The 25,506-nt window shown below is 58.2% G+C and carries 22 protein-coding genes; 12 read left to right on the top strand and 10 right to left on the bottom strand.

Annotation, left to right across the window (positions count from 1 at the left end):
* The first annotated feature begins 5 nt into the window (after positions 1-5).
* The 3 genes from L9O85_RS02155 to L9O85_RS02165 all read left to right on the top strand — a co-directional run bounded on the left by L9O85_RS02155 (position 6) and on the right by L9O85_RS02165 (position 4,332).
* Positions 6-1,922, top strand: a complete 1,917-nt coding sequence (locus L9O85_RS02155; protein WP_108979910.1) for a heavy metal translocating P-type ATPase — start codon at positions 6-8, stop codon at positions 1,920-1,922.
* 455 nt (positions 1,923-2,377) lie between these two features.
* Entirely contained in the window at positions 2,378-3,499 is a 1,122-nt protein-coding gene (gene prfB, locus L9O85_RS02160) for a peptide chain release factor 2 (protein WP_050622734.1), read from the top strand.
* A 155-nt stretch (positions 3,500-3,654) separates the two neighbouring features.
* On the top strand, positions 3,655-4,332 hold the full coding sequence (locus L9O85_RS02165) for a TIGR00266 family protein (protein ID WP_050622733.1): 678 nt from the start codon (positions 3,655-3,657) through the stop codon (positions 4,330-4,332).
* Between the two features lie 59 nt (positions 4,333-4,391).
* Here the strand turns inward: L9O85_RS02165 and L9O85_RS02170 are convergent, their stop codons facing one another.
* The 5 genes from L9O85_RS02170 to L9O85_RS02190 form a co-directional block, all read right to left on the bottom strand.
* The gene (locus L9O85_RS02170; protein ID WP_277103081.1) at positions 4,392-5,165 is read right to left on the bottom strand and encodes a fumarylacetoacetate hydrolase family protein; all 774 of its coding nucleotides are present in this window, start codon (positions 5,163-5,165) and stop codon (positions 4,392-4,394) included.
* A 410-nt stretch (positions 5,166-5,575) separates the two neighbouring features.
* Positions 5,576-6,814: a S1C family serine protease gene (locus L9O85_RS02175; RefSeq protein ID WP_276757631.1), complete on the bottom strand. Its 1,239-nt coding sequence runs from the start codon at positions 6,812-6,814 to the stop codon at positions 5,576-5,578.
* Between the two features lie 201 nt (positions 6,815-7,015).
* Positions 7,016-8,452 (bottom strand): sensor histidine kinase, encoded by a 1,437-nt coding sequence (locus L9O85_RS02180; protein WP_108979907.1) that lies wholly within the window; start codon positions 8,450-8,452, stop codon positions 7,016-7,018.
* 14 nt (positions 8,453-8,466) lie between these two features.
* Positions 8,467-9,171, bottom strand: a complete 705-nt coding sequence (locus tag L9O85_RS02185) for a response regulator transcription factor (protein ID WP_082203642.1) — start codon at positions 9,169-9,171, stop codon at positions 8,467-8,469.
* Between the two features lie 157 nt (positions 9,172-9,328).
* Positions 9,329-10,513 (bottom strand): cation diffusion facilitator family transporter, encoded by a 1,185-nt coding sequence (locus tag L9O85_RS02190; RefSeq protein WP_301579387.1) that lies wholly within the window; start codon positions 10,511-10,513, stop codon positions 9,329-9,331.
* On the opposite strand from L9O85_RS02190, the gene L9O85_RS02195 reads away from it, so the two are divergent.
* From L9O85_RS02195 to L9O85_RS02215, 5 genes are all read left to right on the top strand, one after another.
* Positions 10,497-10,835, top strand: a complete 339-nt coding sequence (locus L9O85_RS02195) for a hypothetical protein (protein WP_276853171.1) — start codon at positions 10,497-10,499, stop codon at positions 10,833-10,835. The genes L9O85_RS02190 and L9O85_RS02195 overlap by 17 nt on opposite strands.
* A gap of 314 nt (positions 10,836-11,149) precedes the next feature.
* Positions 11,150-11,380: a hypothetical protein gene (locus tag L9O85_RS02200; RefSeq protein ID WP_301579388.1), complete on the top strand. Its 231-nt coding sequence runs from the start codon at positions 11,150-11,152 to the stop codon at positions 11,378-11,380.
* On the top strand, positions 11,377-11,799 hold the full coding sequence (locus L9O85_RS02205) for a hypothetical protein (protein WP_301579389.1): 423 nt from the start codon (positions 11,377-11,379) through the stop codon (positions 11,797-11,799). The genes L9O85_RS02200 and L9O85_RS02205 overlap by 4 nt, the downstream gene beginning before the upstream one ends.
* A gap of 307 nt (positions 11,800-12,106) precedes the next feature.
* Positions 12,107-12,994: a hypothetical protein gene (locus L9O85_RS02210; RefSeq protein ID WP_301579390.1), complete on the top strand. Its 888-nt coding sequence runs from the start codon at positions 12,107-12,109 to the stop codon at positions 12,992-12,994.
* Between the two features lie 17 nt (positions 12,995-13,011).
* Positions 13,012-13,176 carry a hypothetical protein gene (locus tag L9O85_RS02215; protein ID WP_301579391.1) on the top strand — a complete coding sequence of 55 codons (165 nt, stop codon included), beginning with the start codon at positions 13,012-13,014 and terminating at the stop codon, positions 13,174-13,176.
* A 483-nt stretch (positions 13,177-13,659) separates the two neighbouring features.
* Here the strand turns inward: L9O85_RS02215 and L9O85_RS02220 are convergent, their stop codons facing one another.
* From L9O85_RS02220 to L9O85_RS02240, 5 genes are all read right to left on the bottom strand, one after another.
* On the bottom strand, positions 13,660-15,087 hold the full coding sequence (locus tag L9O85_RS02220; protein WP_301579392.1) for a sigma-54 interaction domain-containing protein: 1,428 nt from the start codon (positions 15,085-15,087) through the stop codon (positions 13,660-13,662).
* Positions 15,088-15,338: 251 nt separating this feature from the next.
* Positions 15,339-16,466, bottom strand: a complete 1,128-nt coding sequence (locus tag L9O85_RS02225; protein WP_301579393.1) for a 2-hydroxyacyl-CoA dehydratase subunit D — start codon at positions 16,464-16,466, stop codon at positions 15,339-15,341.
* On the bottom strand, positions 16,459-17,766 hold the full coding sequence (locus L9O85_RS02230; protein WP_301579394.1) for a 2-hydroxyacyl-CoA dehydratase subunit D: 1,308 nt from the start codon (positions 17,764-17,766) through the stop codon (positions 16,459-16,461). Before L9O85_RS02230 ends, L9O85_RS02225 begins: the two co-directional genes overlap by 8 nt.
* A 134-nt stretch (positions 17,767-17,900) precedes the next feature.
* Positions 17,901-19,103 carry a CaiB/BaiF CoA transferase family protein gene (locus L9O85_RS02235; protein ID WP_276854604.1) on the bottom strand — a complete coding sequence of 401 codons (1,203 nt, stop codon included), beginning with the start codon at positions 19,101-19,103 and terminating at the stop codon, positions 17,901-17,903.
* 124 nt (positions 19,104-19,227) lie between these two features.
* A complete protein-coding gene (locus tag L9O85_RS02240; protein WP_276854606.1) occupies positions 19,228-20,010 on the bottom strand; it encodes an enoyl-CoA hydratase/isomerase family protein in 783 nt (260 codons plus the stop codon).
* 537 nt (positions 20,011-20,547) lie between these two features.
* Here L9O85_RS02240 and L9O85_RS02245 point away from each other — a divergent pair.
* The 4 genes from L9O85_RS02245 to L9O85_RS02260 all read left to right on the top strand — a co-directional run bounded on the left by L9O85_RS02245 (position 20,548) and on the right by L9O85_RS02260 (position 25,452).
* On the top strand, positions 20,548-21,735 hold the full coding sequence (locus L9O85_RS02245; protein WP_301579396.1) for a thiolase family protein: 1,188 nt from the start codon (positions 20,548-20,550) through the stop codon (positions 21,733-21,735).
* A 110-nt stretch (positions 21,736-21,845) separates the two neighbouring features.
* On the top strand, positions 21,846-23,138 hold the full coding sequence (locus tag L9O85_RS02250; protein ID WP_301579398.1) for a lactate racemase domain-containing protein: 1,293 nt from the start codon (positions 21,846-21,848) through the stop codon (positions 23,136-23,138).
* Between the two features lie 42 nt (positions 23,139-23,180).
* The gene (locus L9O85_RS02255; RefSeq protein WP_301579400.1) at positions 23,181-24,068 is read left to right on the top strand and encodes a 3-hydroxyacyl-CoA dehydrogenase family protein; all 888 of its coding nucleotides are present in this window, start codon (positions 23,181-23,183) and stop codon (positions 24,066-24,068) included.
* Positions 24,069-24,123: 55 nt separating this feature from the next.
* Positions 24,124-25,452 carry an SLC13 family permease gene (locus tag L9O85_RS02260; protein WP_301579401.1) on the top strand — a complete coding sequence of 443 codons (1,329 nt, stop codon included), beginning with the start codon at positions 24,124-24,126 and terminating at the stop codon, positions 25,450-25,452.
* The last annotated feature ends 54 nt before the right edge of the window (positions 25,453-25,506 follow it).

Genomic DNA, 25,506 nt, shown 5'->3' on the forward strand with positions numbered 1-25,506 from the left:
CGGCTATGGAGAACCTGACGAATACCGCGGTCCACCTGCTGGAGGACAGCCAGGGGGCCGACCTGACCCGGCGGGAGAAGCGAAAGCTCTCGGTGGAGATCACCACCGCCATGATAGCCTTGGTCTGTCTGGTCACCGGACTGCTCTATAAGGGGATCTTCCCGGAGCAGACGGCGGTGGCGGGGCTGATCTATTCTGTGGGCGTGCTGGTGGAGGGCCTGCCCCTGCTGGCGACCGCCATCCGGGGCTTTCTCCAGCGGGACGTGACCAACGCCATGGAGATCCTGGTCTCCATCGCCGTGCTGGCCTGCTACATCACTGGGCAGCACGAGCTGGCCATCCTGATCCCGGTGGTGCTCAGCGTGGTCCACTTTCTGGAGGAGCGGAGCATCATGGGAGGCCGGGACGCCATCGAGGGCCTTAAGCAGATGCAGGCCACCGATGCGGTGCTGGAAACTGAGGATGGGGAGGTGACGGTGGAGGTCCAGGCATTGAAACGGGGGGACATCATCATTGTCCGACCTGGCATGGGCCTGCCCATCGATGGCACCGTAATCTGGGGCAATTCCAACATCGACCAGAAATCCCTCACCGGCGAACCCCTGCCCGCCGCCGTGACCGTAGGGGACACGGTGTACGCCGGCACCACCAACCTGGACGGCATGATCAAGGTCCGGGTGGAGAAGGAATATCAGGACACCTCCTTCACCAAGATCGTCAGCCTGCTGGAGGAGGCCCAGAGCATCACCGTGCCTGAGATCCGGATCGTGGACCGGTTCATGCACTACTACATCCCGCTGGCCCTCATCGTGGCCGCCCTCACCGCTCTGCTCAGCCGAAATATCTCCAACGCCATCGCCGTGCTGGTGGTGAGCTGTCCCTGCGGGCACATGCTGGTCAGCTCCGCCCCCATGATTGCTGCCCTGGCGGTGTCCACCAAGCGGGGCATCCTCATCAAAAACGCCAAATTCGTGGAGCAGCTCACCAACATCACCACTGTGATCTTTGACAAGACAGGCACCATCACCCGGGGGGAGCTTTCCATCAGCGGCTTCTATCTTCAGGAGGCCCAGAGCAGGGAGGAGCTCTTCGCCAGGGGCGGCTGCGTGGCGTGCAGCTCTATGCACCCCATCTCCCGCTCCCTGATGAAGACCTTAGAGGGGGAGGGCATCCCCTATGAGGAGGGGTTCCAGGTCCGGGAGACCGCGGGCAAAGGACTGACCGGGACCCGGGGCGGGGAAGAGATCCTGTTCGGCTCACGGCACTGGATCGAGTCCCTGGGCTACCAGCCGGAGGACCCCCATATGGACACCGGAGGGGGTCCCGCCAACTGGGTGGTGTACAATGGGCGGGTGCTGGGCTGCCTCATGTTTGATGACTCCGTCCGTCCGGAGGCTGAGGAGGTGGTGAGCCGGCTCCACGAGGACGGGATGGAACAGACTGTGCTCCTCACCGGCGACCGGGAGTTCGCTGCCCGGAAGGTCCAGCGGCAGACAGGGATCGACCAGGTATATTTCCACCTGCTGCCGGAGGAGAAGCTGGAGCACGTGAAGCGGCTGAGGCAGGACGCCCATGTGCTTGCAGTGGGAGACGGCATCAACGATGCCCTGGCCCTGGCAGAGGCGGACGTGGGCATTGCCATGGGGGCCATGGGCTCTGATGTGGCCATCCAGAGCGCCGACATCGCCCTTATGAACAACGACCTGAACAACATCCCCTTTGTCATGTCCCTGGCCAGGAGCACCAAGAGCATCATGTATCAGAACATCGGCATCGCCTTCTCCGTCAGCCTCATTATGATGATCCTGGCCGCCGTGGGGGTGATCCCCGCCCTGGCCGGGGCCTTCCTCCACAATATCGGAGCCTTTGTGATCCTGATCAACAGCTCCCGCATCCTCCGGGACAGCGGCGGGGAGGGCTGAACGCCTGCCGCAAAAAATTTTCTCTCTCTGGGTGTACGGTTTCGAGCACATATTCCATGGACCGCGGCATATACTGATGTGTACGCCGGTGGGAGGACCACCGGCGCCGCGATCAGATACAGAGGGAGGAAGTTCTCGATATGGAAGAAAATCAGATGATCCAAGTACAGCGTCCGACGCAGCCTGAGCCCTGGCGCGATCTGGACGATCTCATCTTTCAGGGGGACGGCTGGCTGGCCAGCGACCGCTGAAGGGCCGTCTCGCTGAGCGAGACGGCCCTTCCATTTGTCGAAGCAGAGGGAGAACGCCTCTGCACGGTGGGAGCGGCGGCGCAAAAAAACACTGGAATATCCGGTTTTTTCTTTACTTTCCAGCCGAGTTCAGATATAATAATTGGGCTTTGATTGGAATACTGCCCGTCAGGGCGGGAATTTGATGGAAAGAGTGAGGACCATATGCTCCAATTCGACGAATACAAGGTCAAGCTGAACAACCTGGCTCCCACCCTGGAGGAACTGGGAAAAGCCCTGGACCTGGAATCCGCCGAGCGGGAACTGGACATGCTCCAGGCGGAGAGCGCCGCCGACGGCTTCTGGAACAACCTGGAGAAGGCTCAGAAGGTGCAGCAGCGCATCAAGAATTTACAGGATAAGGTGGACAAGCAGAACAAGCGCCGCCGGGAGTGGGACGACCTGATGGCCCTGTGCGAGATGGGCAATGAGTTCGAGGACGAATCCCTGCTGCCCGAGCTTGAGGAGGGCTTCGCCCAGCTGGAGCGGGACATGGAGGAGGCGCGCTTACAGACCCTGCTCACTGGGGAGTATGACAGCTCCAATGTGATCCTGACCATCCACCCCGGTGCCGGCGGCACTGAGGCCCAGGACTGGGCCCAGATGCTCTACCGCATGTACACCCGCTGGACCGAGCGCCACGGCTTTACCTATCAGATCATGGACTACCAGGAGGGGGACGAGGCGGGCATCAAGTCGGCCACCATCATGGTGGAGGGGGAGAACGCCTACGGCTACCTGAGAGGGGAGCACGGCGTCCACCGTCTGGTTCGGGTATCTCCCTTTGATGCCAACGCCCGGCGGCAGACCTCCTTCGCCTCAGTGGAGGTCATGCCTGACCTGCCCGAGGATGTGGAGGTGGATATCCGCCCCGAGGACATCGAGATGCAGGTCTACCGGGCCAGCGGCGCCGGCGGCCAGCACGTCAACAAGACCTCCTCCGCTGTGCGCCTGATCCACAAGCCCACCGGTATCGTGGTGGCCTCTCAGCAGGAGCGCTCCCAGTTCCAGAACAAGGACAACTGTATGAAGATGCTCCGGGCCAAACTGGTGGAGCTGCAGATGCAGGAGAAGGCGGACAAGATATCCGACCTGAAGGGGGTCCAGCTGAAAATCGAATGGGGCAGCCAGATCCGCTCCTATGTGTTCATGCCCTACCAGATGGTAAAGGATAACCGCACCGCCTATGAGACCAGCAACATCAACGGCGTGATGGACGGGGACTTGGACGGGTTCATCAACGCCTACCTTACCGCTGAGGCCACCGGGAACTGGGCGGAGAAATGACCAACGGAACGGCCGGGGACAGAAGGGCGGGCCGCGGGAGGAGACTTCCGCGGCCCGCTTTTTTATAGTTGCCGCCAAGGAGTGGATACGCTATACTGGAGGCGGCCCCCAGGAGCGGGGAAAAGAGACTGATCGATCAGAAAGGCGGGAAAACCATGCAGTATCAAATCACAGGAGAACCCATGCCGGTGGTGATCTGCCAGCTGGCCAGCGGAGAGAGCATGATCACAGAGAAGGGGTCCATGGTCTGGATGAGCCCCAACATAGAGATGCAGACCTCGGCGGGCGGCATCGGCAAGGCCTTCGGGAGGATGTTTTCCGGCGAGTCCATATTTCAGAATATCTATACCGCCCGGGGCGGCGCGGGGATGATTGCCTTTGCCTCCAGCTTCCCCGGTTCCATCCGGGAGGTGGAGGTCATGGACGACCGCCCGATGGTGGTGCAGAAGGCCGGCTTCCTGGCAGCGGAGGAGGGGGTGGAGCTGTCCATCTTCTTCCAGAAGAAAACGGGCGCCGGATTTTTCGGCGGCGAGGGCTTCATCATGCAGAAGCTGTCCGGCCGTGGCAAGGCTTTCGTGGAGATCGACGGCTCTGCGGTGGAGTACGAGCTGAAGGCGGGGGAGAAGATGGTGGTAGACAGCGGAAACCTGGCCATGATGGACGCAACCTGCTCCATTGATATCCAGACGGTGAAGGGCGTCAAAAACGTCCTCTTTGGCGGTGAGGGGCTGTTCAACACCGTGGTCACCGGCCCGGGGCGCATCGTGCTCCAGACTATGCCCATCAATAATTTTGCGGCGGCGGTGGCGTCTGTCCTGCCCAGCAGCAAGTAAACAAGGAGCAGAAAAATCGCTCTTCCGGACTCAAAGGTCTGGGAGAGCGATTTTTCTGCTCACAGGGGTTCGGCGGCTACCGGATTGATGAGAGAGCCGATGCCCTGGATGCGCATCTCCATCACGTCGCCGGGATGGACCGGACTGACACCGGAGGGGGTGCCGGTGAAGATCACGTCGCCAGGTTCCAGGGTGAGGGCCTGAGAGAGATAGCTCACCAGGTGGAAGGGGTCAAAGATGAGATTGCGGGTGTTGGAGTGCTGCTTCCGCTCCCCGTTGACAAAGCTCTCGATCTCCAGCCCGGCCTGGGGGTCCACATCGGTGACGATACAGGGACCGATGGGGCCGAAGGTATCAAAGCCCTTGCACAGCGCCCACTGCCCGGTGGGGGACTGGAGATCCCGGGCGGTGACGTCGTTGCCCACGGTGTAGCCCAGAATATAGTCCGGGGCCTGCTCCGGGGTGACATGGCGGGCATGCCGGCCAATGACCACTACCAGCTCCGCCTCATACTCTACCTGCCGGGTCAGGGCACGGGGATAGAGGACCTTCTGCCCATGGGCGGCCAGGCAGCTGGGCGGCTTAAGGAAGATGTTTGGGTCGGTGGGAATGGGGGTGTGGAACTCCTCGGCGTGATCCCGGTAGTTGAAGCCCACCGCCAGCATCTTGCCGGGAGAGCAGGGGGGCAGGAGCTTCAGACCGTCCAGGAGAAAACCCTCTCCGGTCTCCTCCCACCAGCCAAACAGGTCACCGGACAGGGTGTAGACCACGTCGTCCTCCACGCGGCCATAGGTGGGGCCGTCCGGCCCCAGAAAACGGATGAATTTTGCCATCTTGCATTACCTCCCGCACTCAGAATGAAGGATGCTTCCTGCTTCTAGTGTACTCCGGACGGAGAAAAAAGGCAAGTGGAAAGGAAGATGCTCCGGGCACGGCGGACAAGGGGACAAAAGTGCGTCTCCCGGATCGGGAGACGCACTCGGCTTTTCGAAAGCTTTTTTCAGGGACAGATGTTTCAGGATCAGACAGGGGAGTTCGAGGGGGCGGCAGCCCGCCTCGAATGAGATCACATCCTCCGCAGCCTTTGTACGTCAAGGGCTGCGGCGAGCAAAGCGAGAACTTTTCCGCCCCAGAGCGGGCGGAAAAGTAGCGGGATGCATGCTGTGGAAAACGTCCATGGAGGATTTCCACACAGAATAAGCGTATCTCCCGGACCGGGAGACGCGCTTGGGCGGGGACAGAGTCAGAAGTCGTCCTGATCCATCAGAGTGACGGTGAACTCCAGGTGCTCCCCGCCCCGCAGGACCTCCAGGAGCAGGGAGTCGCCCACGTCCAGGGTGCGCTTGATCCGCTCCAGGTCGGCGAAGGTCTGGACCTGCTGCCCGTTGGCCGCCACGATGATATCCTGGGGCTGAATGCCCTGCCGGTGGCAGTCGCTGTCCGGATCTACCTCCTCCACCACCAGACCGCCGTTCTCCCCCTGGCCCCGGCGTACGATGATCCCCAGGGAAGGGCGGGTGACCGGCGCTCCAGCGATGAGGCGGTCCACCACCTGCTTGACCCGGGTGGTGGGGATGGCGAAGCCCAGCCCCTCGGCAGAGCCGTCGTCTGCCACGATCTTGATGGTGGTCACCCCCACCACCTGGCCCCGGTCATTGAGCAGGGCGCCCCCGGAGCTGCCATAGTTGATGGCTGCGCTGGTCTGGAGGAGGTACATGGTGGTCCCTTCCACTGATACCGGCTGATCCAGGGCAGACACGATGCCCGGCGTGATGGTGGAGCGGTAGCCCATGGGGTTGCCGATGGCGGAGACGGGGTCTCCGCTGCGGAGCAGGGTGTCATCGCCAAATTGGGCGGGGGTGAGGCCGGAAGCGTCGATCTTCAGCACCGCCAGATCCTCCAAAGGCTCGAAGCCCACCAACTGGGCGGACCAGAGCGAGTCGTCGGAGAGGGTGACGTTGACCTGTTCGGCGCCGGCGATGATATGGGCGTTGGTAACGATATATCCGTCGGCAGTGAGTACGATCCCAGTACCGGTAGAGACCATTCCGGCGCTGTATGCGGTCAAGGCCGCAATGGAGGGGGCGGCCTTTTCATAGACCTGGGTGTAGGTCAGCGCCTCACCGGAGGGGGGAGTAATGGAGAGGATGACGCCGGTGCCGGTCTCCGCCTGCGGAATGGAAGGGGGCGCGGAGAGGTCCTCCTCCTGCTCCCAGCTGCTGTATCCCGGGTCGGACCCAGAGGGGACGGGGTCCGCGGAACGGGGGGCGAGGCCGCCATTGAACAAGACTGCAAGGGCGGTGAGGGAGACGATCAAAGCCAGCGCGATGAGAAAGCCGATCCGACCGCTGTGGCGGTGTTGGGGCGGCCTGGGAGGACGGTATTTCTGGGGCGGGATTACCACGGCGGGCGGCGGGGAGAAGGGGCGGGCAGGCTGCTCCCAGGGGCCGCCCTGCCAGAGCCCATCGCTTCGATTGTCCATAGAAGAAACCTCCCCGCGCCCTGGGGCGCTCAGTTCAGTGTGAAGATTCCTGCTCGGAGCAGGGGGACATGGGGGCGAAGGGCCGCCCGCACGCCCTTCCAGTCAAAGAATATGCCGCAGGGGGGACAAACATACGCGGCCGGACGAAAGGGGCCCGCGCCGCAGGCCCAAAGAAAACGTCACAGAGGAGCCTGGAAGAACTCAGGCGAGGGTGAGGGTGAAGGTAAAGTTGGTGACACCGTCCTCACTGGTCACGGTGATGTTTTCTTTTAGATTGCCCAAAATGGTCTTGACGATATACAGACCCAGGCCCACGCCCTCCCGGTCCATGCTTCTGGAGTAGTCCGCCTTGTGGAAGCGGTCAAAGAGGAGAGAGAGCTCGTCTGGAGGGATGGTGGCCCCCAGATTGCGGATGGAGGTGTACGCCTTGCCGTCCTTTTTGGTGATCTGGACCGTGATGGTGGTCCCCTTGGCGGCAAATTTGGCGGCGTTGTCCAGCAGGTTGTAGCACACCTGGGTCACCGAATCCGGGTCGCCCCACACCTTCAGGGGCTCGTCCGGCATTTTAACGTCCACATCCAGGTCACGTCCGGTGATCTTGCCCTCCAGGCTGACCAATACCTGGGAGACGGTCTCCGTGAGGTCGAACTGCTCCTGAGCGGTGATGTTCTCCGTCAAAGCATTGAGGCGGGACAGGTCCAGCATCCGCCGCACCAGCCGGGACAGGCGGCGGGTCTCAGAGACGATGATCTCCAGGGAGTCCCGCTCCCGCTCCGGGGGGATGGTGCCGTCCAGGATGCCCTCCGCAAAGCCGGAGATGGTGGTCATGGGGGTCTTGAGCTCGTGGGAGACATTGGCGATGAACTCGCTGCGCTGGGTCTCCACCTTGGACAGGGAGGCGGCCATGGAGTTGAAAGCCTCCGCCAGGGTGCCCACCTCGTCGCACCGGTTCTCATAGCCTGTGACCCGCACGTCGAACTCCCCCTGCCCAAATTTCCGGGCGGCCTCTGCCATCTCGTTCAGCGGACGGACCTGATGGGAGGAGGTGATGGAACTGGCAATCACGGCGATGAGCAGCACCGTCACAGCGGTAAAGAAAAAGATGGTGGCGGTGGCACGCCACATCTCGGAGACGCTGGAAGTATCGGAGGAGACCAGCACCAGCCCCTGAGGAATGGTGGCTCCGCCGAAGATGATGCCGAAGGGGTAGGCGGCCAGATACCGCTTCTCGGAGTAGATGCCGTCCAGGTTAGTCAGGCCGTTGTAGGAACCGCTGGACAGCACCTGCTGGAGGACCCGCTGGGGGATGCGGCTGTCGGTGTAATTGGACAGGTCGGAGGAGCTGCCGCCGGAGGCATAGATGATATCCCCGTCCACATCGGAGAGCAGCACGTTGGAGTCGGAGACAGAAGCCAGGGTAGCCACATAGCTGCGGAAGTAGACATCCAGGCTCCCAGACTGCTGGATATATTCGGAAGTAAAGGAGGCGATATAGTCGGCGTTGCGCTCCATGGCGTCCCGCTTTTCTGCGATGATATAGCGGTAGGAGAGCATCATGAAAGCGGCGGACAGCATGAAAAAGGAGAGAAAGACGATGGCCACCATCATGAACAGCTGGCGCTTATACAGGCTTTTCAAGGCAAACACCTGCCTCAGCCGGGCGTCCCGGCGGGGGAGACCTCGAACTTGTAGCCCACGCCCCAGACCGTTTTCAGACGCCACTGGTCGCTGACCCCCTCCAGCTTCTCCCGCAGGCGCTTGATATGCACGTCCACAGTGCGGGAGTCTCCGAAGTAGTCAAAGCCCCACACCTCATCCAGCAGTTGGTTGCGGGTGAATACCCGGTTGGGGGAGGAGGCCAGGTGGAACAGCAGCTCCAGCTCCTTGGGCGGGGTGTCCACCGGCTGGCCGTTGACGATCAGCTCATAGGAGTCCAGATTGATGACCAGCTTGTCAAAGGCCAGTTTTTTGGCGCCCCCCTCCTCCTCGCCGCCGGCGGTGCGCCGCAGCACAGCGTGGATGCGGGCCAGGACCTCCTTCATCTCAAAGGGCTTGACAATATAGTCGTCCGCACCCATTTCCAGGCCGGAGACCTTGTCGCTGGTCTCCCCCTTGGCGGTGAGCATGATGACGGGCACCTTGCTGCTCTCCCGGATCTTTTTCAGTACGGACCAGCCATCCATTACCGGCAGCATGATGTCCAGCAGCACCAGGTCGGGCTGGAAAGCCCGGAACTGCTCCACCCCCTTGCCGCCGTCCTTGGCCACCAGGGGCTCAAAGCCCTCTTTTTCCAGGTAGAGGTTCAGAAGCTCCGCAATGTTGCTGTCGTCCTCTACGATCAGAACTTTTTTTGCCATCATCAGCACCGCCTTTTCCATGTTTCGGGGAAGAGACAGGGCGCTCCCCAAAGTTTATCCTGTGACCGGGAGCGCGTGCCACGGCCCCGCATCACACCGTTCTCCTTCTATTATAAGGGATTTTGCCCCTCTTGGGTGAATTTTTTGTAAATATCCCTCAGTTTTGGACGCTCCGCTGATCGATATAGGAGTGATCCACCTGGATCACCGGGTAGTAGTGATCGGACAGGGCTCGGATCGACCGGGTGAGCTGCTCCAGCACCTGCTGGTCGGTGAGGCGGAAGCCATAGGGGACCACCACGTCAAAGATCAGGTTGGTGTGGAGCGGACCAGCCGTGATGCGGAAATCGTGAATGGTGAGGACCGGGTCCAGCTCCTGAGTGAGCCGGGTCACCTGGTCCCGCAGGGCCAGGGTGCGCTCGTCATTGACCACCGGGTCCACGTGGATGACGGTCTCGATGTGGTGGCGCTCCTTCAGTTCCCGCTCGATGTGGTCCACTACGTCGTGGATCTCCAGCAGGTCGCAGCCGGCGGGGACCTCCACGTGGAAGGACATCATGGCCCGCCCGGGGCCGTAGTCATGGTAGACTAGGTCGTGGATGTTGAGGATGTGGGGGTGGGACAGGACCAGCCGGTCGATATCGGCGGCCAGCGAGGGGTCCATGGGGCGGCCCAGCAGAGGGTCCAGGGTCTCCCTGGCAGAATCCCACCCAGTCTTCAGGATGAACACCGCCACCAGCAGGCCGGCGAAGCCGTCCACCTGGACATGGAGGAAGTGAGAGATCAGAGTGGACAGGAGAACGACCCCAGTGGAGATGGAGTCGGAGAGGGAGTCTGCTGCGGTGGCCTCCATGGCGGCGGAGCCGATGCGGCGGCCAAGGGTCCGGTTGAAGAAAAACATCCACAGCTTTACCAGGATGGAGAGGAAGAGAATGACCACCGCCATCCAGGAGAAGGTGGTGACTTCCGGGGAAAAGATCTTCTCCAGGGAGGACTTGCCAATCTCCACCCCCATCAGAAGGATGGCCAGGGCCACCACCAGACCGGTGAGGTACTCCATCCGCCCGTGGCCGAAGGGGTGCTCTTGGTCGGCGTCCTGTCCGGCCAGCCGGAACCCCACCAGGGTGATGACGGAGGAGGCAGCATCAGACAGGTTGTTGAAGGCATCGGCCACTACGGCAATGGAGCCGGTGGCCAGGCCGGAGAGGAGCTTGCCCAGAAAGAGCAGGGCATTGAGCGCGATGCCCACGCCCCCGGACACAGAGCCGCACCGCTGACGGACCTGGGGGTCTCCGGGATCTGCACCGGGGGGGAGCAGAAGACGAATGAGAAACGCGGTCACGGGGACCCCTCCTGTCATTTCGGAATTTTATTATTATCCCACATCTGGAAGGAGCAGTCAAGAAAAAGGAGGTGGGGACCCTTTTTACTTCGGGACTGATGGGCTCCAACTCCATCGATTTTACTATACATTGAACAGAACAGAAAACTATGCTTTTGTGAACACTATTGACGCAGTTGAGATCATGGATAATCTGGGACAGGTTATAGTATTTCCTGAAAAAATCTTTGAGTCTTACTTCTGCGACTTTGCAGATCCTGTGTATTCTGTAGCTTCTTTGGGGCCTATAGATAAGACAATCTATTTTTGGAAAACTTTATAATCAGCCATACGATACTTTCTATGCCAGAAAATGTAAAGGCAATATACCCATTACTAGTAAAACTTTATGGATGGTTATAAAAAAATATTTTTAATTGTATATGATTGCAATGGTGCGAACCGGAATCGCATGGGTCGGACATTTGCTTCAGACAGCTAAAGCTTTTTTACGGGGCACCTCCACCGGCAGAGCCGGTGGTTTCCGTAACCAATAAAAGAAGGCGGTTATTTCTTAGAAATAACCGCCTTCTTTTATCTCAAATTAGCTGTCTCAACACAGCATCTTACCAACTCAAAGTGCTACCGGAGCGGGAAGTGCCGGAAGCAGATGCCTGTGAGCAGATGGACCTGTTTGTGGACTATGAGACCATGCAGGAGTGGAAACGCCGGAAGGAGGCAGAGCAGGTGCGGGAGAAAAAGATCCAGAGCACCGTGCTGGATATCAAGAGGAGATTCGGCAAGAACGCTATTTTGAAAGGGACCGCGCTGGAGGATGGGGCCACCAGCCGAGAGAGAAATCAGAAGATCGGGGGGCACCAGGCATGAGAGAGAAATACGACGACATGCTCTTCTTGCCCCATTATGTCTCTGCAGTCCACCCTCAGATGCCCCGCCATGACCGGGCGGCGCAGTTTTCTCCCTTTGCAGCCTTGAGTGGGTACGATGCGGTCCTTCAGGAGGCGGGGCGGTTGACCACGCTGCAAAAAGAGCTGGATAAAGGTGTCCAGGCGGAACTGGACAAGCAGCTCCGTGTGTTGGCCGGATTGCTGGATCAGCATCCAGCGGTGACGGTGACCTGGTTCCGGCCAGACGGGAAAAAAGAGGGCGGAGATTACTTGATTGCCACCGGGGCGGTCCGCAAAATTGATGCTTATAGGGAGGTCATGATTCTGGAAGGCGGAGAGCAGATCCCTTTCCGTGATTTGCTGTCGTTGTCGGGAGAGTGTCTTCCCGATAATAAATGAGAGATGGTGGGAGAAGCGAAACAATCTCGGATGGAGAAACCAAAAGAGCCGATGCAGATGAACTGCACCAGTATGTCCTAAGTGTGAGAAGAAACTTTGACCATTGGGGCTTACAGAAAAAACAGCTGACCGGATCTCCGGTCAGCTGTTTATGGTTTAAAGGATGGCAGACCATAATTTCTTAGTTATTCCGCCTGATTTTTAATGCCTTTAAATTTTCTCAAAAATGTTGCATTTTGGTGTGGTGTATCGTATTACTATATAGAAAACTATTTGGCCTGTCTGATATTTTTGAAAGGAGCCGTCTATGAAACAAAAACTTGGATTTCTGTGTGCTGTGCTGCTCTTGTCCTGCCTCTTGGCAGCCCCCTCCTTTGCGGAGGATGCGGAAGAGGAGGTCCCTGTGGGGACCTGGCTGGGTAGCGTCTATACCACCGACATCGTTACCTATATAGACGGGGCCCCCATTGCCTCCTACAACATCGGCGGGACCACCGTTGTCTCGGTGAGCGATCTGGCCGGATATGGCTTTCAGGTGGAGTGGGACCCGGAGACCCGGTGGGTAACGGTCACGTCGGCCCAGCGGCCGGAGTGCATGCCGGAGCCTGACATTACCCGGGAGGCCCCCGGAACGGTCCGGGGCAGCTACTATGCCACTGACATCAGGGTGCTCTTCAATGGCAATGAGCTGGAGCATGTCTATAACATTGGCGGGTGGATGATGTTCCCTCTGTCCGAGGTGGGGAAAGTCGAGCCGGACGGACTCCTCTTTGGTAATCCCAATTTTCAAATCGGATATTTCCGCTTCCTCTGCCGCACAGAGTGGGACGGGGAGACCAGGACGGTCCGTTTCTCCAGTCTGCATCCAGGCGATCCCCTGGAGGTGAACGGGCTCTCCTGCACAGTCAAGACGATCCTCCCTGCCTTCGGGACATGGTCTGCCGGAATTGTCCAATATCAACTCCCCTCCCAGGTCCCGGGGGAAGACCCGGTGGCCCACTGGGACGCATCGGCGTGCTCCTGCGATTTCGGGGAACTCACCTCTATGAGTGCGGTCCAGGACATAGTTCTGGACTATCAGCTTTCTGTGGAAGCGGGAGGGCTCGTCTTGCGGGAACCTGCTTTGGATGTGTATTTCCTCAGTCAAATCGTGCAGGGGGGGGACGGGTATTTCAGCGAGAAGGGGACCACCTGACCCTGAGAAAGCACATCATGCCGCAGAAGGATATGTATCCCGGCTGTGCGCTGGCCTATCTCTCTGTCCCTCTGCGCCTGGTGCGGAATGGACAGGTATTCCAGACGGAACTGGGCGGAGTGCCCCTGTATGGGCCGGACCTCTGCCTGAATGTGAGTGAGCTGCTGGAGATGATCCAATGATTTCAAAAGAGTCGGCAGAGAAGGGTTAAGCCTCATAGGTACATAATGTGAACCTGTGAGGCTTAAGCCGTGTATGGGAAAAGAGCGATTTTGTGGAACTTGTTTTCCACAAAATCGCTCTTATGTATCAAATAAATTCTCTTTTCTTCCATTGTTTATCAGGCGACCATACAAGGACAAATATCATAGCCGCAGCTCAACCAAGATAGAGCAACCGGAAGCCATTTGTGATAATTCCGCATGCGTCGAAATAGCAAAGCGGCGATAAAAAATCCAGAAAATCCATAAGCGAGCAGCATGACCAGCGCCCCAACCCGAACTGAGAAGTGATATTTTTTCACAACAGGAGAGATAAAAGCTCGACAGAAAAAAGATAAGCTGTGTAGGTACATTCCGAGCGTGGTAAAAAGCTCATCCTCATTTTGTGCCAGCCCGACAACGGGTAAAGGTCATCCGGCCAAAAGCCGCGCGCCGTCCCCCTTCTCAATTCCCATACCGCGGCGGAATTTGGTACTCCTTCAGCTTATACTGGAGGGTACGGCGGGAGATTCCCAGGTACTGGGCCACCTTGGAGCGGTTGTTTCCAAACAGCTTCAAGGCTGCAATGATTTCATCCCGGGAGGGGGTTCTGTTCTTTCCATGGGGCGGAAGCAGGGGAACCTCCCGCTGGAGTGTCGTGCTTGTGTCGTCCTCCAGCATTCCCTCCGGGATACTGGCGATTTCAGTGACGGAGTGGGGGGTCATGACCAGGATCCGCTCTACAAAATTCCGAATTTCCCGCACGTTTCCAGGCCAGCGGTAGGTCTGTACCTGACGGAGCACCTCTTCCGAAAAACTTTTGTTCAGGTTGTATTTGCTACAGAAAAAGTCCAGGAAATAGAGACACAGGGGAATGATGTCCTCCGTGCGGTTGCGCACCGGCGGAATGGTCAGGGGGATCACACGGAGGCGGTAGTAGAGATCTTCCCGAAATTTTCCATCCTGCACCAGGGCGTGGAGATCCTGGTTGGTGGCGGCAATCAGCCGGAAATCTACTTTTTTAGGCGTCACCGCGCCGATGCGCTGTACGCTTTTTTCCTCGATGACCCGAAGAAGCTTGCTCTGTACGCTCATAGGCAGGGAGTTGATCTCATCGATAAAAAGCGTGCCTCTGTCCGCCGCTTCGATCAGGCCCACCTTTCCCTCCTTGTTTGCTCCGGTGAAGCTCCCCTTCTGGTAGCCAAACAGCTCTGATTCAATCAGGTTTTCCGGGAGGGCTGCGCAGTTTACCGTGACCATCGGCCTGTCCTTCCGCTTGCTGTGTTCGTGTATGAAGCGGGCGAAGACCTCCTTCCCGCTTCCCGATTCCCCATACAGCAGCACGCTAGAATCCAGGGGAGCAATCTGCTCCGCGATGGTCAGAAGGTTCCGCATGGCTACGCTTTTAGCCACCACCCGCTGCTTGGGCACGGCCTCGGAGCTGGGCCCAAGCTCCATGGCCGGAAGGATCTCCCGCTCAGACAAAAGGGTATGGTAGAGATTCTGAAACTTCTGTACATCCTGAAGCATGGTGATCACATACTGCACGTTGCCCTTGCCGTCAAAGATGGGCGTCCCCGTCACAATGCGCATTCGTTCCGGGCCGGAAATGAATTGAATATCCCGATAGAACTGCAGACGGCTGACACGCTGCTTTTTCTCCATGACCAGGTCAAAGACACAGATGTCCAGATAGTTGGAAAAATCGTGAATGTTCATGGTCAGATACTCGTTGCGGGGAATATTTCTCCAGTTGACCATCACTGTGTTGATGAACACAAAGTTTCCCTTGGCATCATAGATGGCGATTCCAGTATCAATATTATCCAGAACAACAGACAGCGACAAAGGAAGCGGGCTATCCCGCATCTGCGTCTCCTTGCTTTCATCCATTTGGAGCCCTCCTTTTTACTGGCAGATTCAATGGCGGAAGAGACAGCTGTAAATACGCATTTACAGGCCGCGGTATTTCAGACAGCCGTGGGATGGTGTCAATCAGATAGGAGTATTATAGTATGGAGGGGGATTTCCGCGCAATATCCGTCGCTGTGGTTCCAGAATTTGTCTGTTGAACCGCTGATTCAAAAGGGAATCGAAGTCTGGAACTTCGCTTCCCTTTTTTGCAGTTTCCCGTGGAGCGCCGGTTACAGCATCTCGCAGAAGCTCTGCACTCGAGTGCGCACTTGTTCGTAGCTGTGGTTGAGGGGATCAATGTCAATGTTCATAACATGGATCCCCGCCTTGCGCAGATCAGCCTCCAGGTAGGGCTCGTCATACTCCTCCGGGTCACAGAATTTCATCATGCAGGAGATCACGCCCTGGGCGCCGGTCTCCTGGCACATTTTGGCCAGCATTTTGCCTCTCGGCTTTCCCAGCTCGTGGATCAGGCTGCATCCGTACCGGGCATTCCACTGGAGGGCCAGGCGCTTGAGGGCGCCGCCCCCCTTTTCCGGGGTGTCTGTGCGGTACTGGCGGGATTCCTGGGCCAGATCGTCGGCCACCACAGCCAGCTGATTTTCCTCCAGGATATCCAGCACCTCCTCAGGTTCACAGAGAATGCCCGCCAGAATGATTTTATTTCCTGTCCAATGGTGTGCGGGTAGCTCCTTCAGTCCGGCGATGATCTCCTGTACCAGGGCGGTGTGCTCTCCCTTCTCAAAGAAGAAGGCGCTTTTGTGAACCACATGGCGCACCTTCGGGGTGATGACGTCCAGGTGGTCGTTGGCCGCCGTGTCAAATTCCCGCATGGTGGCGTTGTGCTGGTTGTAGACCGCGATTGCCTCCTCCATGGACTTTTCGCTGACCATGTTTCCGGTGATGGTATAGAGTATGGTGAGCACTGTCTCAAATTCGCTGATCAGGTAGTCCACGCTGGCAGGGGAGGTGCGGTTCTGGGGATACACAATGGGGATCATGGGGATGTCCTTCATGCCGAAGCGCCAGTTCTGGGTCATACACCGCAGCGTGTCGCACATTGTGGGGATGATTACTGCGGAGATCCCCTGATAGGCGCCTTTCAGCCCCAGCTCCATATTGGCCTGCATAATAGGACAGGCAAAGGCGGGCAGATAGCTCTTGGCCAGCTTCAGCTCGGTTCGTCCTCCCCACATGCCCATGGGGATCAGACCGGCGGCATGTACCAGCTCCTCCGGGGCGTATGGGGCAAAGCAGCCCACCACCTGCTTCCCCTGCTTCAAGTAGCGATCCAGCTGCTCCCTGGGATTGGCGCAGGCCCGCTGCAGCCGCTCCAGACTTGTCTTCCAATCAGCCATTGCGTTTCGCCTCCTTGTTCTGCTTCATAATCTCCACCAGTCCCTGGATCCGTGTCTCGAACTGGGCCTCGCTGTAGTTGCGGTAGTCCGCCTGATCTCCGTCAAAAGAGGTGAAGGGAACCCCGGCCATTTCAGACAGCTGCCGCTGAACCTCCATCATCTGACAGTCCATGACCTTGCAGCTGCGGTTCACATGATAAATGGTTCCGTCACAGTCAAAGCGCTGCAGGGCCTCCAGACGGCGGGAGAGCATGGTGGTGGCATTGTCTCCGTTGGTGGAGGCGAAGCAGTAGGCCCGGGCCATGCCGTCCAGATCCTCATACTCGATGGCCCATGCCTTGCCGTAGCTGGAGGCCACCATGTTGATGCCGTACTTTTTCAGGGTGCGCAGGTTGTGGCTCAGGTAGGGCCAGCAGGCAATGCCGTCCCAGGACACCCGGTACTCCTGTTCCACCGGGAAGGTGGAGGTGCCCTTCCGGATGCTCTCCTCCATCTCGGCGTTGAGCTGCTCCATGATGGCGGTGGTGGATGGCTTACCCCGGTTGCACACCATGGCGGACATATAGTTGAACAGCTCGAATCCGCCGATGGGGGCGGGCTTGTGATCCAGCAGGTTGTTGGCCCGCTCCCATAAGTAGCTGTTGCGCTGGGAGATGGTCATGACCTCCTTGAAGCGGGCCTCGTCCCAGGTCTTTCCGGTGAAGGCGCACAGGTCTTTGATCAGCTGGTCGATCTGGGTACGGACATAGCGCACCCGGGTCTCGGTCACATAGTCCCAGGGGTTGTAGCAGGTGTCGATGAAGAACACGGGGATATTCAGCTGATAGGCCAGATTCTCGTACCACTTGGTCAGCTGGTTGCAGATGTTGTTGGTGAGCAGCAGGAAGTCCGGCTTGACCATTTTGCCTCCGTCGGGGAGCTCCACCTCGCTCTCCCCGTTGAGGACGGCGGCGTAGGCCAGGTTTAGCTTCGCATAAGCGCACAGGTCATTGTTATAGCCCAGAGGCCCCTCGCACTCCTGAAGGAACGGGTTGGCCTGATGGCGGGCGGCGATGCCGGCGGCGTGATTTTCCGGATAGAGCACATTGAGCCCCAGGGTTTCAGCGATTTCTTGGGGGAAGATGGAGGCCGACCAGCCCACCTTTTCTCCCCGCTCCTTGGCCAGACGGGCATTTTCAAACAGAGCGTTGGTCTGCTCCCCGATCATCAGCATGGACTTGGGTTTGGGGCGCTTGGGCTTGGGGGGCGGAGCGGCCTGCTGCCCGCTGTCCGCCGGAGCGGTAGTGGTATGTTCACTCATAGTTTAAAAACCCTCCTCACAAATTTGATTTTTCCATATTACCAAGCTTGTTTCTCCCAATTCAGGCTTTTTTCTGCGCTCCCGCTCCCGGGGGCGGGAACGCAGAAAAGAATGGGGAGTTCGATATGGACGGCTTATCGGATCTCCTTGGCTTCGTACATGGCGGCGATTTTCTCCGACGAATAGCCCAGCGCATCCAAGACCTGAGCGGTGTCCCGGCCAATCGCTCCGGAGACGCGGCAGGGGATGTTGGCGGGATCCACAGAGGCGAAATGCACCGGGCCGTTGGTGAAGACCGTCTTGGTTCCGTCGGGATATTCATGGAAATAGGTGTAGTGGTTGACCTGTGCCTGAAGGTCATAGGGCACGTCCTTAAAGTGGCGCAGAACCTCGTGGGGCATGTCGTGCTCGTTGAACAGCTCATCCCAGTAGGAGACGGGCTGCTTGTTGAAGATCTCGTCAAAAATTTTGGTCAGCTCGGTGCGGTTGGCGTAGTATGCGGTGTTGGTGGAGTACTTGGGATCCTCCGCCAGCTCCGGATGTCCGATCAGCTGGCACAGCTCCGGGAACCGGCGGTAATCGATGCAGGCCAGATAGAACCACTCTCCGTCGGAGCCCTGATAGGTGTTGCTGCCGGCGTGGCCGCAGTCCAGCCGGGTTCTGGGCAGCACGCGGCCGTTAAAGCCGTTGAGAATGCCGGTGCTGAGAATGAAAATGCCGGACTGATACAGGGACACGTCCACCTTGTCGCCAGTGTCGGTGACGGTGCGGCGGTACAGAGCGGCGCAGATGCCGCCCACCAGAGCCACTGCCACACTGTGGTCACCGATGCCGCCGATGGGCACCAGGGGGCCGCCGCCGGCGGGGGGCAGGTCGGCCATCAGACCGGTGCGGGAGAAGAAGGTGGTGTAGTCATATCCGGGGCGATCCTTATCGGGCCCCTCAGAGCCATAGCCCAGTACTGCGGCGTGGATCAGGCGGGGGAAGCGGCCCTTGAGCTGCTCATAGGAGAGCCCCATGCCCTCCAGGGCCTGCTCCCGGAAGTTGGTCAGCAGCACGTCCGCCCCCTCCAGCAGCTTCATCATGGCCTCCTGCCCGCCCTCTGTACGCAGATTCAAAGAGACAAAGCGCTTGTTCAGATTCTGCATGTCGAAGTTGGGGTTGGCATCCGGAGTACACGGAGAGAGGGTGGTACCCGCCTGCTTGCGCCAGGCGTCGCCGTTGAGCGTCTCCACCTTGATCACGTCGGCTCCCCACTCGGCCAGAACGCGGGCGCACATGGGCCCCGCCAGCATGGTGGACAGTTCCACAACCTTGATTCCTTCCAATGGTTTCATATTAATCAAATCCTCCTTTTATTTTGTTCCAATTCTTTTGCAGCCCTCCGCGGGAGTGGGAATACAAGGGGGAAATTTGGACTTGGGAACACAAATCAGAATGGAAAATTTATTTTTCCCGCGCTTATCGCCCTGTGAAATGGGCGCTTCTCTTTTCCAGGAAGGCCGCAGTGCCCTCTTTCCGATCCTCTGTGCTGAAAGCGATGGTCTGGGCCAGCCGCTCGATCATCAAGCCGGTGTTGATATCCGTCTCCGCTCCGTAATTGACGGCGATTTTGGCCAGCATCAGCGCCCGGGGGCCCTTGGACATTATCTGCCGGGCCAGCTTTTCCACCTCTGACATCAGCGCCTCTCTGCTGTCGTCGGTGACGATGTTGACCAGTCCGATGGCCTGAGCCTCTTCCGCAGTGATGATCTTGCCGGTGTAAATCAGCTCCTTGGCCTTGCTGATTCCCACCAAGCGGGTCAGCCGCTGTGTCCCGCCGGCGCCGGGAATGATGCTCAGATTGATTTCCGGCTGGCCGAACTTGGAGCGGCGGGTGGCGACCCGGATGTCACAGGCCTCCGCCAGCTCACAGCCGCCCCCCAGGGCATAGCCGTTGACTGCGCAGATCACCGGTTTGTACAGATCCTCCAGATCCTTCAGGGCGGTGGTGGCTGTCCCGATCATCTGATCCATGTAATACCGGTCATGGAGCTCCTGAATGTCGGCTCCGCTAGCAAGGGCTTTGTCCCCGGCCCCGGTGACCACCACCACCTGAACGGCGTCGTCCAGCCTGGCCTGACGCACTGCGGCGCTGATGTCCCGCCACATTTCAGGGCTCAGGGCGTTGCGCACCTCCGGACGGTTGAGGGTAAGATACAAAATTCCGTCCCTTACCTCATACAAAATATTTTCAAATTCCATGTACAGCCGCACTCCTTTCCGCTGTCTGCTGTTCTGCCGGCCTGTGTCGCCTCCTGCAAAGGAAAGCGCTACAGCAAAATATTACAGCAATTTCTGTGCCAAGTTTCCAACTGCCGGCCCGCTGATGGCCGGGCCGCCCCTTTGTGGGTTTCTATTAAGGTAAGCGCGGTTTTTCTGCCCGGCGGAGTGTGAGCTGCTCTGCCGGGCATCTGCTAAAGTGCGCAAAACAACTGCGCAATTGCACAGATTAAAGCGTGCAATTGCGCAGTTGTTTTGCGCGGTTTGGACAAATAAAACGGCTCAATTGCGCCGTCCCTTGTATTTTCTAGATAAATCAACTGGGTTGGAGCATCGCAATTTCTTTGCCTTTTCGCGCAAATTTATGAAAAAAGGAACCTTCTTTCTCCAAACAAAGAATCCTCAAAAATTTTTGTCTCTTTCTGAAAAGGTGGCACAAATCTTGCTTTTATTATTTTGCAGTGATGCACCGTAGTTTGGTCACACAGGAAGCTATATCATTTGGAAGGGAGTGTTTGGATGGAGAACATCTACATCATGAGCGGGGTGCGCACCGCCATCGGAAAATACGGCGGATCCCTGAAAAGCGTTCCGGCCCACACAATGGGGGCTCTGGTGATTCGTGAGGCCCTGTCCCGGGCCGGCATAGCCGGCGCCCTGGTGGACGAGGTTATTTTAGGGGAGGTGCGGCAGAGCACCGAAGCCTCGAACATCGCCCGGTGCGCCCTGCTGGAGGCCGGCCTTCCGGAGACGGTTCCCGGCTATACCGTCAATCGTCTGTGCGCCTCCGCCATGCAGGCTGTGCTCTGCGGCTACCAGGAGATCTGGACTGGCCAGGCCAAAACCGTTGTGGCTGGAGGGACGGAAAACATGAGCCGCGCCCCCATCTATCTGCGGGGCAGCCGCTGGGGCGGGAACAAAAACACCCTGGTGGATTCCAACATTGAGGCCGGCACCACCTCCGCTCCCGCGGAGATCTATGGTACCGGTCTGAGTATGCCGAAGACTGCGGAAAATGTGGCGGAGCGCTTCCACATTACCCGGGAGGAGCAAGACGCCTTCTCCGTGGAATCCCAGCGCCGGGCCCATCAAGCCATTCAGGCGGGATATTTTAAAGAAGAGATCGTCCCTGTCCATGTGAAGGAGAAGAAAAACGAGTTCATATTCGACACGGACGAGTTTGTGAAGCCCACCACGACTTTGGAGGTGCTGGCAAAGCTGCGGCCCATTGTGAAGCCTGACGGCACTGTCACCGCGGGCAACTCCTGCGGCCTGAACGACGGAGCCGCCGCCCTGGTGCTGATGTCCGAGACACAGGTCAAGGCCATCGGCCTGAAGCCCATGGCCCGGATCATCGACGTCACCACCGCCGCTCTGGATCCCACGATCATGGGGTACGGCCCCTACTACGCCACCAAAAAAATCCTTCAGCGCACCGGCATGACGCTGGATCAGATCGACCTGGTGGAGCTGAACGAGGCCTTTGCCTCCCAGTCCGTGGCCTGTATCCGGGATCTGGGCCTGGACCCCGCCAAGGTCAACATCAACGGCGGCGCCATCGCCCTGGGCCATCCCCTGGGCTGCACCGGAGCCCGGCTGATCGTCACCCTGATGCACAACCTGAAGCGCACCGGCGGGAAAATCGGCTTGGCTACCCTGTGCATTGGCGGCGGACAGGCCATGGCCGCCCTGATTGAAATGCAGTAACTGTGGTCCCAATTCTTTTGTATGTCTCCCCACAGGGCGGGAACAGCGAGAAACTTTTTGAACGCGGGGACACAAAATCGAATTGAGGACAGCTGAAAAGGAGGGCCGCAATGGTAATCAAGGAACAGTCTGGACTTCGGGCGGTTTTGAAAGATATTCCCATACCCCCCGTGTATGTGGTTCGGCAGAATTTCCCTCAGGACGGCATTCCGGACGTGTCCGCATGTCTGCGGGAAAAGCTGGATCGGGAGGAGCTCCGTTCCAGAATTCGTCCCGGCATGCGCGTTGTGCTGACCGCCGGAAGCCGCCAAATTGCCCACATGCCGGAAATCCTCCAGGAGCTTGCTCGTTTCTTAAAGGGGCAGGGGGCAAAGCCCTATATCATCCCCACGATGGGCAGCCATGGCGGGGCCACCGCAGAGGGGCAGCGCAATATTTTGGAGAGCTACGGCATCACGGAGGAGTTCTGTGAATGCCCCATCTTCTCCAGTATGGAGACGGTGGAGGTAGGGAAAATGCCGGACGGGGATCCGGTTCGCATGGATCGCTTCGCCTTTGAGTCCGACGCCGTCGTTGTGGTTGGCAGGATCAAGGGGCACACCGCTTTCCGCGGCCCCTATGAGTCCGGACTGGTCAAAATGATTGCGGTTGGCCTGGGAAAACGAGAGGGGGCGGATCTCCTGCACCAAAAGGGCTTCCGGGTGTTTGGAGAGCGCCTTCCCCAGTATGCCCGGGTGATATATGACCACTGCAACATTCTGTTTGGCGTGGGAATTATCGAAAATGAGCATGACGAAACCTGTCGCATAGAGGTGCTCCCCTCAGAGGAAATCTTTGACAAGGAGCCTGCGCTGCTGACCTATGCCAAGAGCCGCATGCCCCGTCTGCTGTTCCCGGAGACAGACCTTTTGCTAGTGCGGGAAATTGGGAAAAACTTTTCCGGAAACGGGATGGATCCCAATGTCACGGGCACCTTCGGAACTCCGTATGCCTCCGGCGGGATTCAAAAGCAGAGAACCGTGGTGCTGGATATTTCAGCGGAGAGCCACGGCAGCTTTGTGGGGCTGGGCACGGCGGACGTCACCACAAAGCGGGCCTTTGAGAAGTTGGACACCAACACAACTTATTTCAACATGATCACCACCAAGGTGCTGGGGGTGGGGAAGATTCCCGTGGTCATGGAGGACGACCGGCTGGCGATTCAGACCGCGCTGAAAACTCTGGCCGATGTGGATCCAAAGCGTTCCCGCATCGTGTATCTGAAAAATACCCTTTCCCTTCAGACAATCATGATTTCCGAAGCACTTTTGGACAAGGCAAAAAGCTGTAAGGAGGTGGATATTTTAGAGGGTCCGCGTCCATTCTCTTTCGACGCGGACGGAAATCTCATGGATCTAGCGTAATGCTATCGGCTGAAAATCTGTGGAAAGAAAAGGAGAATTGGTATGAGGGCAGAAGAACTCAAGACAATTGTTGTCATCGGCGCCGGTATCATGGGGCAGCAGATTGCCATGAACACCGCCATCAAGGGCCGCGCCTCCGGCTATCAGGTCATTTTGTGCGACAGCTTCCCCGCTGCCGTGGAGAAAGCCCAGGCCTGGGCTGACAAGTACTTAGCCGGCCGCGTTGCCAAGGGCCGCCTGACCCAGGAGCAGGTGGACGACGTCAAGGCGAATCTCACCATCACAGGTGATGTAGACGGATCCGCCGCCAAGGGCGATCTGGTGATCGAGGCGATCATTGAGAAGCTGGATGTGAAGCGGGAGCTGTTCGAACGCATCAGCAGGCTGTGTAGGCCCGATACGGTGCTGGCCACCAACTCCTCCAATATCGTCAGCTCCAAGCTGGCTGACGTAACGGAGCATCCGGAGCGGTTGATGAATATTCACTACTTCAACCCCGCTTTGGTGATGGAGCTGGTGGAGCTGGTCCGGGGACCTCATACTGGAGACGAGGCTGTGGAACTGGCTCGCACCTTCGCCATCAATACCGGCAAGAGCCCCATCGTTTTGAACAAGGAGATTGCCGGCTTTGTGGCCAACCGCATCAACGCCGCCGTGGTTCACGAGGCCCTGTCTCTGCTGGAGAAGGGGATTGCCTCTGTGGAGGATATCGACACAGCCTGCGAAAAAGGATTAAACTATCCCATGGGGCCCTTCCGCCTGATGGATCTGACCGGTATTGATGTGAACTACTATGTGCGGGTAGACCGCTACGCTGAGAGCCATGATTCCTTTGACGCGCCCAACCCCCTGGTTATTGAAAAGTTCAAGAAGGGGGAGTTCGGCAAAAAGACCGGCAAGGGTTGGTACGACTATACTGACGCAAAGTAAGCCTGTGTCTGTGTATGTGTAATGGAAAATTAAGACGAAAATAGGAGGGAATACTATGGAATCCAGTACCATCGCCATTATTATCACAGTGGTTTCGATGATTCTGTTCTTCAGTAACAAGCTCCCCATGAGCGTGGTCGGCAGCATCACCGCTCTGGCCTGCGGGCTATTGATTCCGGAGATGAGCAAATCCTCTGTCTATTCTAGCTTCGGCGGCAGTACCGTCATTATGGTGGCCGGCATGTGTGTGGTGGGCGACGCCCTATTTGTCACTGGCATCGCCCAGAAGCTGGGTGCAAAGATATGCAATTCCCCCTTTGCAAAAAATGAACGGATTTTTGTAATCACAGTCGTTACCATTTGTACTGTGATGTCCGCTTTCCTGAGCAACTCCGCCTGTATTGCCATGTGGATGCCCATTATCGCCGCTGTTGCCGCAGGCTCCAACGGACGGATCCGCTCTAAGATCGTTATTTTCCCCGCTGGAACGGCCTGCGTCATTGGCGGCGCCTGTACTCTGGTGGGCTCCGTCTCCCAGGGTGCTGCCAACGCGGTGCTCCAGGGCTATGAGGGCTATGAGGTCGGCATGGGCATGTTCGATATGAGCGTGGCCATGGTGCCCGCCGCCATCGTGCAGATTATCTGGTGGGGCACCATTGGTTATAATATGTTGATCTGGGTACTTAAGCCTGACAGCCCCGGCTTTGACAAAAACAACGCCTTCTCCGTTGCCAACTTCAGCGGCAATATAAACGACCAGAAAGAGATTCCTGCCTGGAAGGGCACCCTGTCCATCGTTACCCTGCTGATCTGCATTGCCCTGTTTTTCCTCAGCGGTGTGGCTCCCTTCAGCAGCAAACTGGACATCGCCATTGTGGCTTTACTGGGCGCCACCTTCCTGTTTGTTACCGGCACCGTCCCCGTGAAGGAGTCCCTTGCCAATCTGCCCTGGGACGTTCTGGTGTGTATCGGCACCATCTCCGCTCTGGGCACTGCTCTGGATGTGTCCGGCGGCGGCCAGGTGCTGGCTGACGCTGTGCTGGCTCCCTTCGGCGGTCAGAACGCCTCGATCCCCGTGGTCACTGCGGTAATCTGCCTGCTGTGCTCCGCCCTCACCCTCTTCATGCAGAACAGCGGCGTAGCGGCTATGATTACCCCCGTGGTCATCCCCATGGCAATGTCCCTGGGGATCAGCCCGCTGCCCTGGGTCATCGTTGTGGCCGTCGGCACCAACCTGGCCATTGCCACCCCCATCGGCACCGCCGTCAACATGCAGATTCTCCCCGCCGGCTATACCTTCAAGGACTTCGCCCTGCTGGGCGGGCCTCTGTGGCTGATCATGACGATTGTGGTCACTGTCTGCAGTGTGCTCTTCCTGCTCTAACTCCACTCCCGCATTTCTCTCTTTTGCCGCCCTGGCTCACAGCGCCGATGTGGG

The organism is Lawsonibacter asaccharolyticus, assembly GCF_022453915.1.
Taxonomy (GTDB): domain Bacteria; phylum Bacillota; class Clostridia; order Oscillospirales; family Oscillospiraceae; genus Lawsonibacter; species Lawsonibacter asaccharolyticus.

Bases quoted from the DNA above. Each gene is read 5' to 3' on its own strand.
- L9O85_RS02155 (WP_108979910.1), top strand. From the start codon at position 6: ATGGAGAACCTGACGAATACCGCGGTCCACCTGCTGGAGGACAGCCAG.
- prfB (WP_050622734.1), top strand. From the start codon at position 2,378: ATGCTCCAATTCGACGAATACAAGGTCAAGCTGAACAACCTGGCTCCC.
- L9O85_RS02165 (WP_050622733.1), top strand. From the start codon at position 3,655: ATGCAGTATCAAATCACAGGAGAACCCATGCCGGTGGTGATCTGCCAG.
- L9O85_RS02170 (WP_277103081.1), bottom strand. From the start codon at position 5,165: ATGGCAAAATTCATCCGTTTTCTGGGGCCGGACGGCCCCACCTATGGC.
- L9O85_RS02175 (WP_276757631.1), bottom strand. From the start codon at position 6,814: ATGGACAATCGAAGCGATGGGCTCTGGCAGGGCGGCCCCTGGGAGCAG.
- L9O85_RS02185 (WP_082203642.1), bottom strand. From the start codon at position 9,171: ATGGCAAAAAAAGTTCTGATCGTAGAGGACGACAGCAACATTGCGGAG.
- L9O85_RS02195 (WP_276853171.1), top strand. From the start codon at position 10,497: ATGAGAAACGCGGTCACGGGGACCCCTCCTGTCATTTCGGAATTTTAT.
- L9O85_RS02205 (WP_301579389.1), top strand. From the start codon at position 11,377: ATGAGAGAGAAATACGACGACATGCTCTTCTTGCCCCATTATGTCTCT.
- L9O85_RS02210 (WP_301579390.1), top strand. From the start codon at position 12,107: ATGAAACAAAAACTTGGATTTCTGTGTGCTGTGCTGCTCTTGTCCTGC.
- L9O85_RS02215 (WP_301579391.1), top strand. From the start codon at position 13,012: ATGCCGCAGAAGGATATGTATCCCGGCTGTGCGCTGGCCTATCTCTCT.
- L9O85_RS02220 (WP_301579392.1), bottom strand. From the start codon at position 15,087: ATGGATGAAAGCAAGGAGACGCAGATGCGGGATAGCCCGCTTCCTTTG.
- L9O85_RS02225 (WP_301579393.1), bottom strand. From the start codon at position 16,466: ATGGCTGATTGGAAGACAAGTCTGGAGCGGCTGCAGCGGGCCTGCGCC.
- L9O85_RS02230 (WP_301579394.1), bottom strand. From the start codon at position 17,766: ATGAGTGAACATACCACTACCGCTCCGGCGGACAGCGGGCAGCAGGCC.
- L9O85_RS02235 (WP_276854604.1), bottom strand. From the start codon at position 19,103: ATGAAACCATTGGAAGGAATCAAGGTTGTGGAACTGTCCACCATGCTG.
- L9O85_RS02240 (WP_276854606.1), bottom strand. From the start codon at position 20,010: ATGGAATTTGAAAATATTTTGTATGAGGTAAGGGACGGAATTTTGTAT.
- L9O85_RS02245 (WP_301579396.1), top strand. From the start codon at position 20,548: ATGGAGAACATCTACATCATGAGCGGGGTGCGCACCGCCATCGGAAAA.
- L9O85_RS02250 (WP_301579398.1), top strand. From the start codon at position 21,846: ATGGTAATCAAGGAACAGTCTGGACTTCGGGCGGTTTTGAAAGATATT.
- L9O85_RS02255 (WP_301579400.1), top strand. From the start codon at position 23,181: ATGAGGGCAGAAGAACTCAAGACAATTGTTGTCATCGGCGCCGGTATC.
- L9O85_RS02260 (WP_301579401.1), top strand. From the start codon at position 24,124: ATGGAATCCAGTACCATCGCCATTATTATCACAGTGGTTTCGATGATT.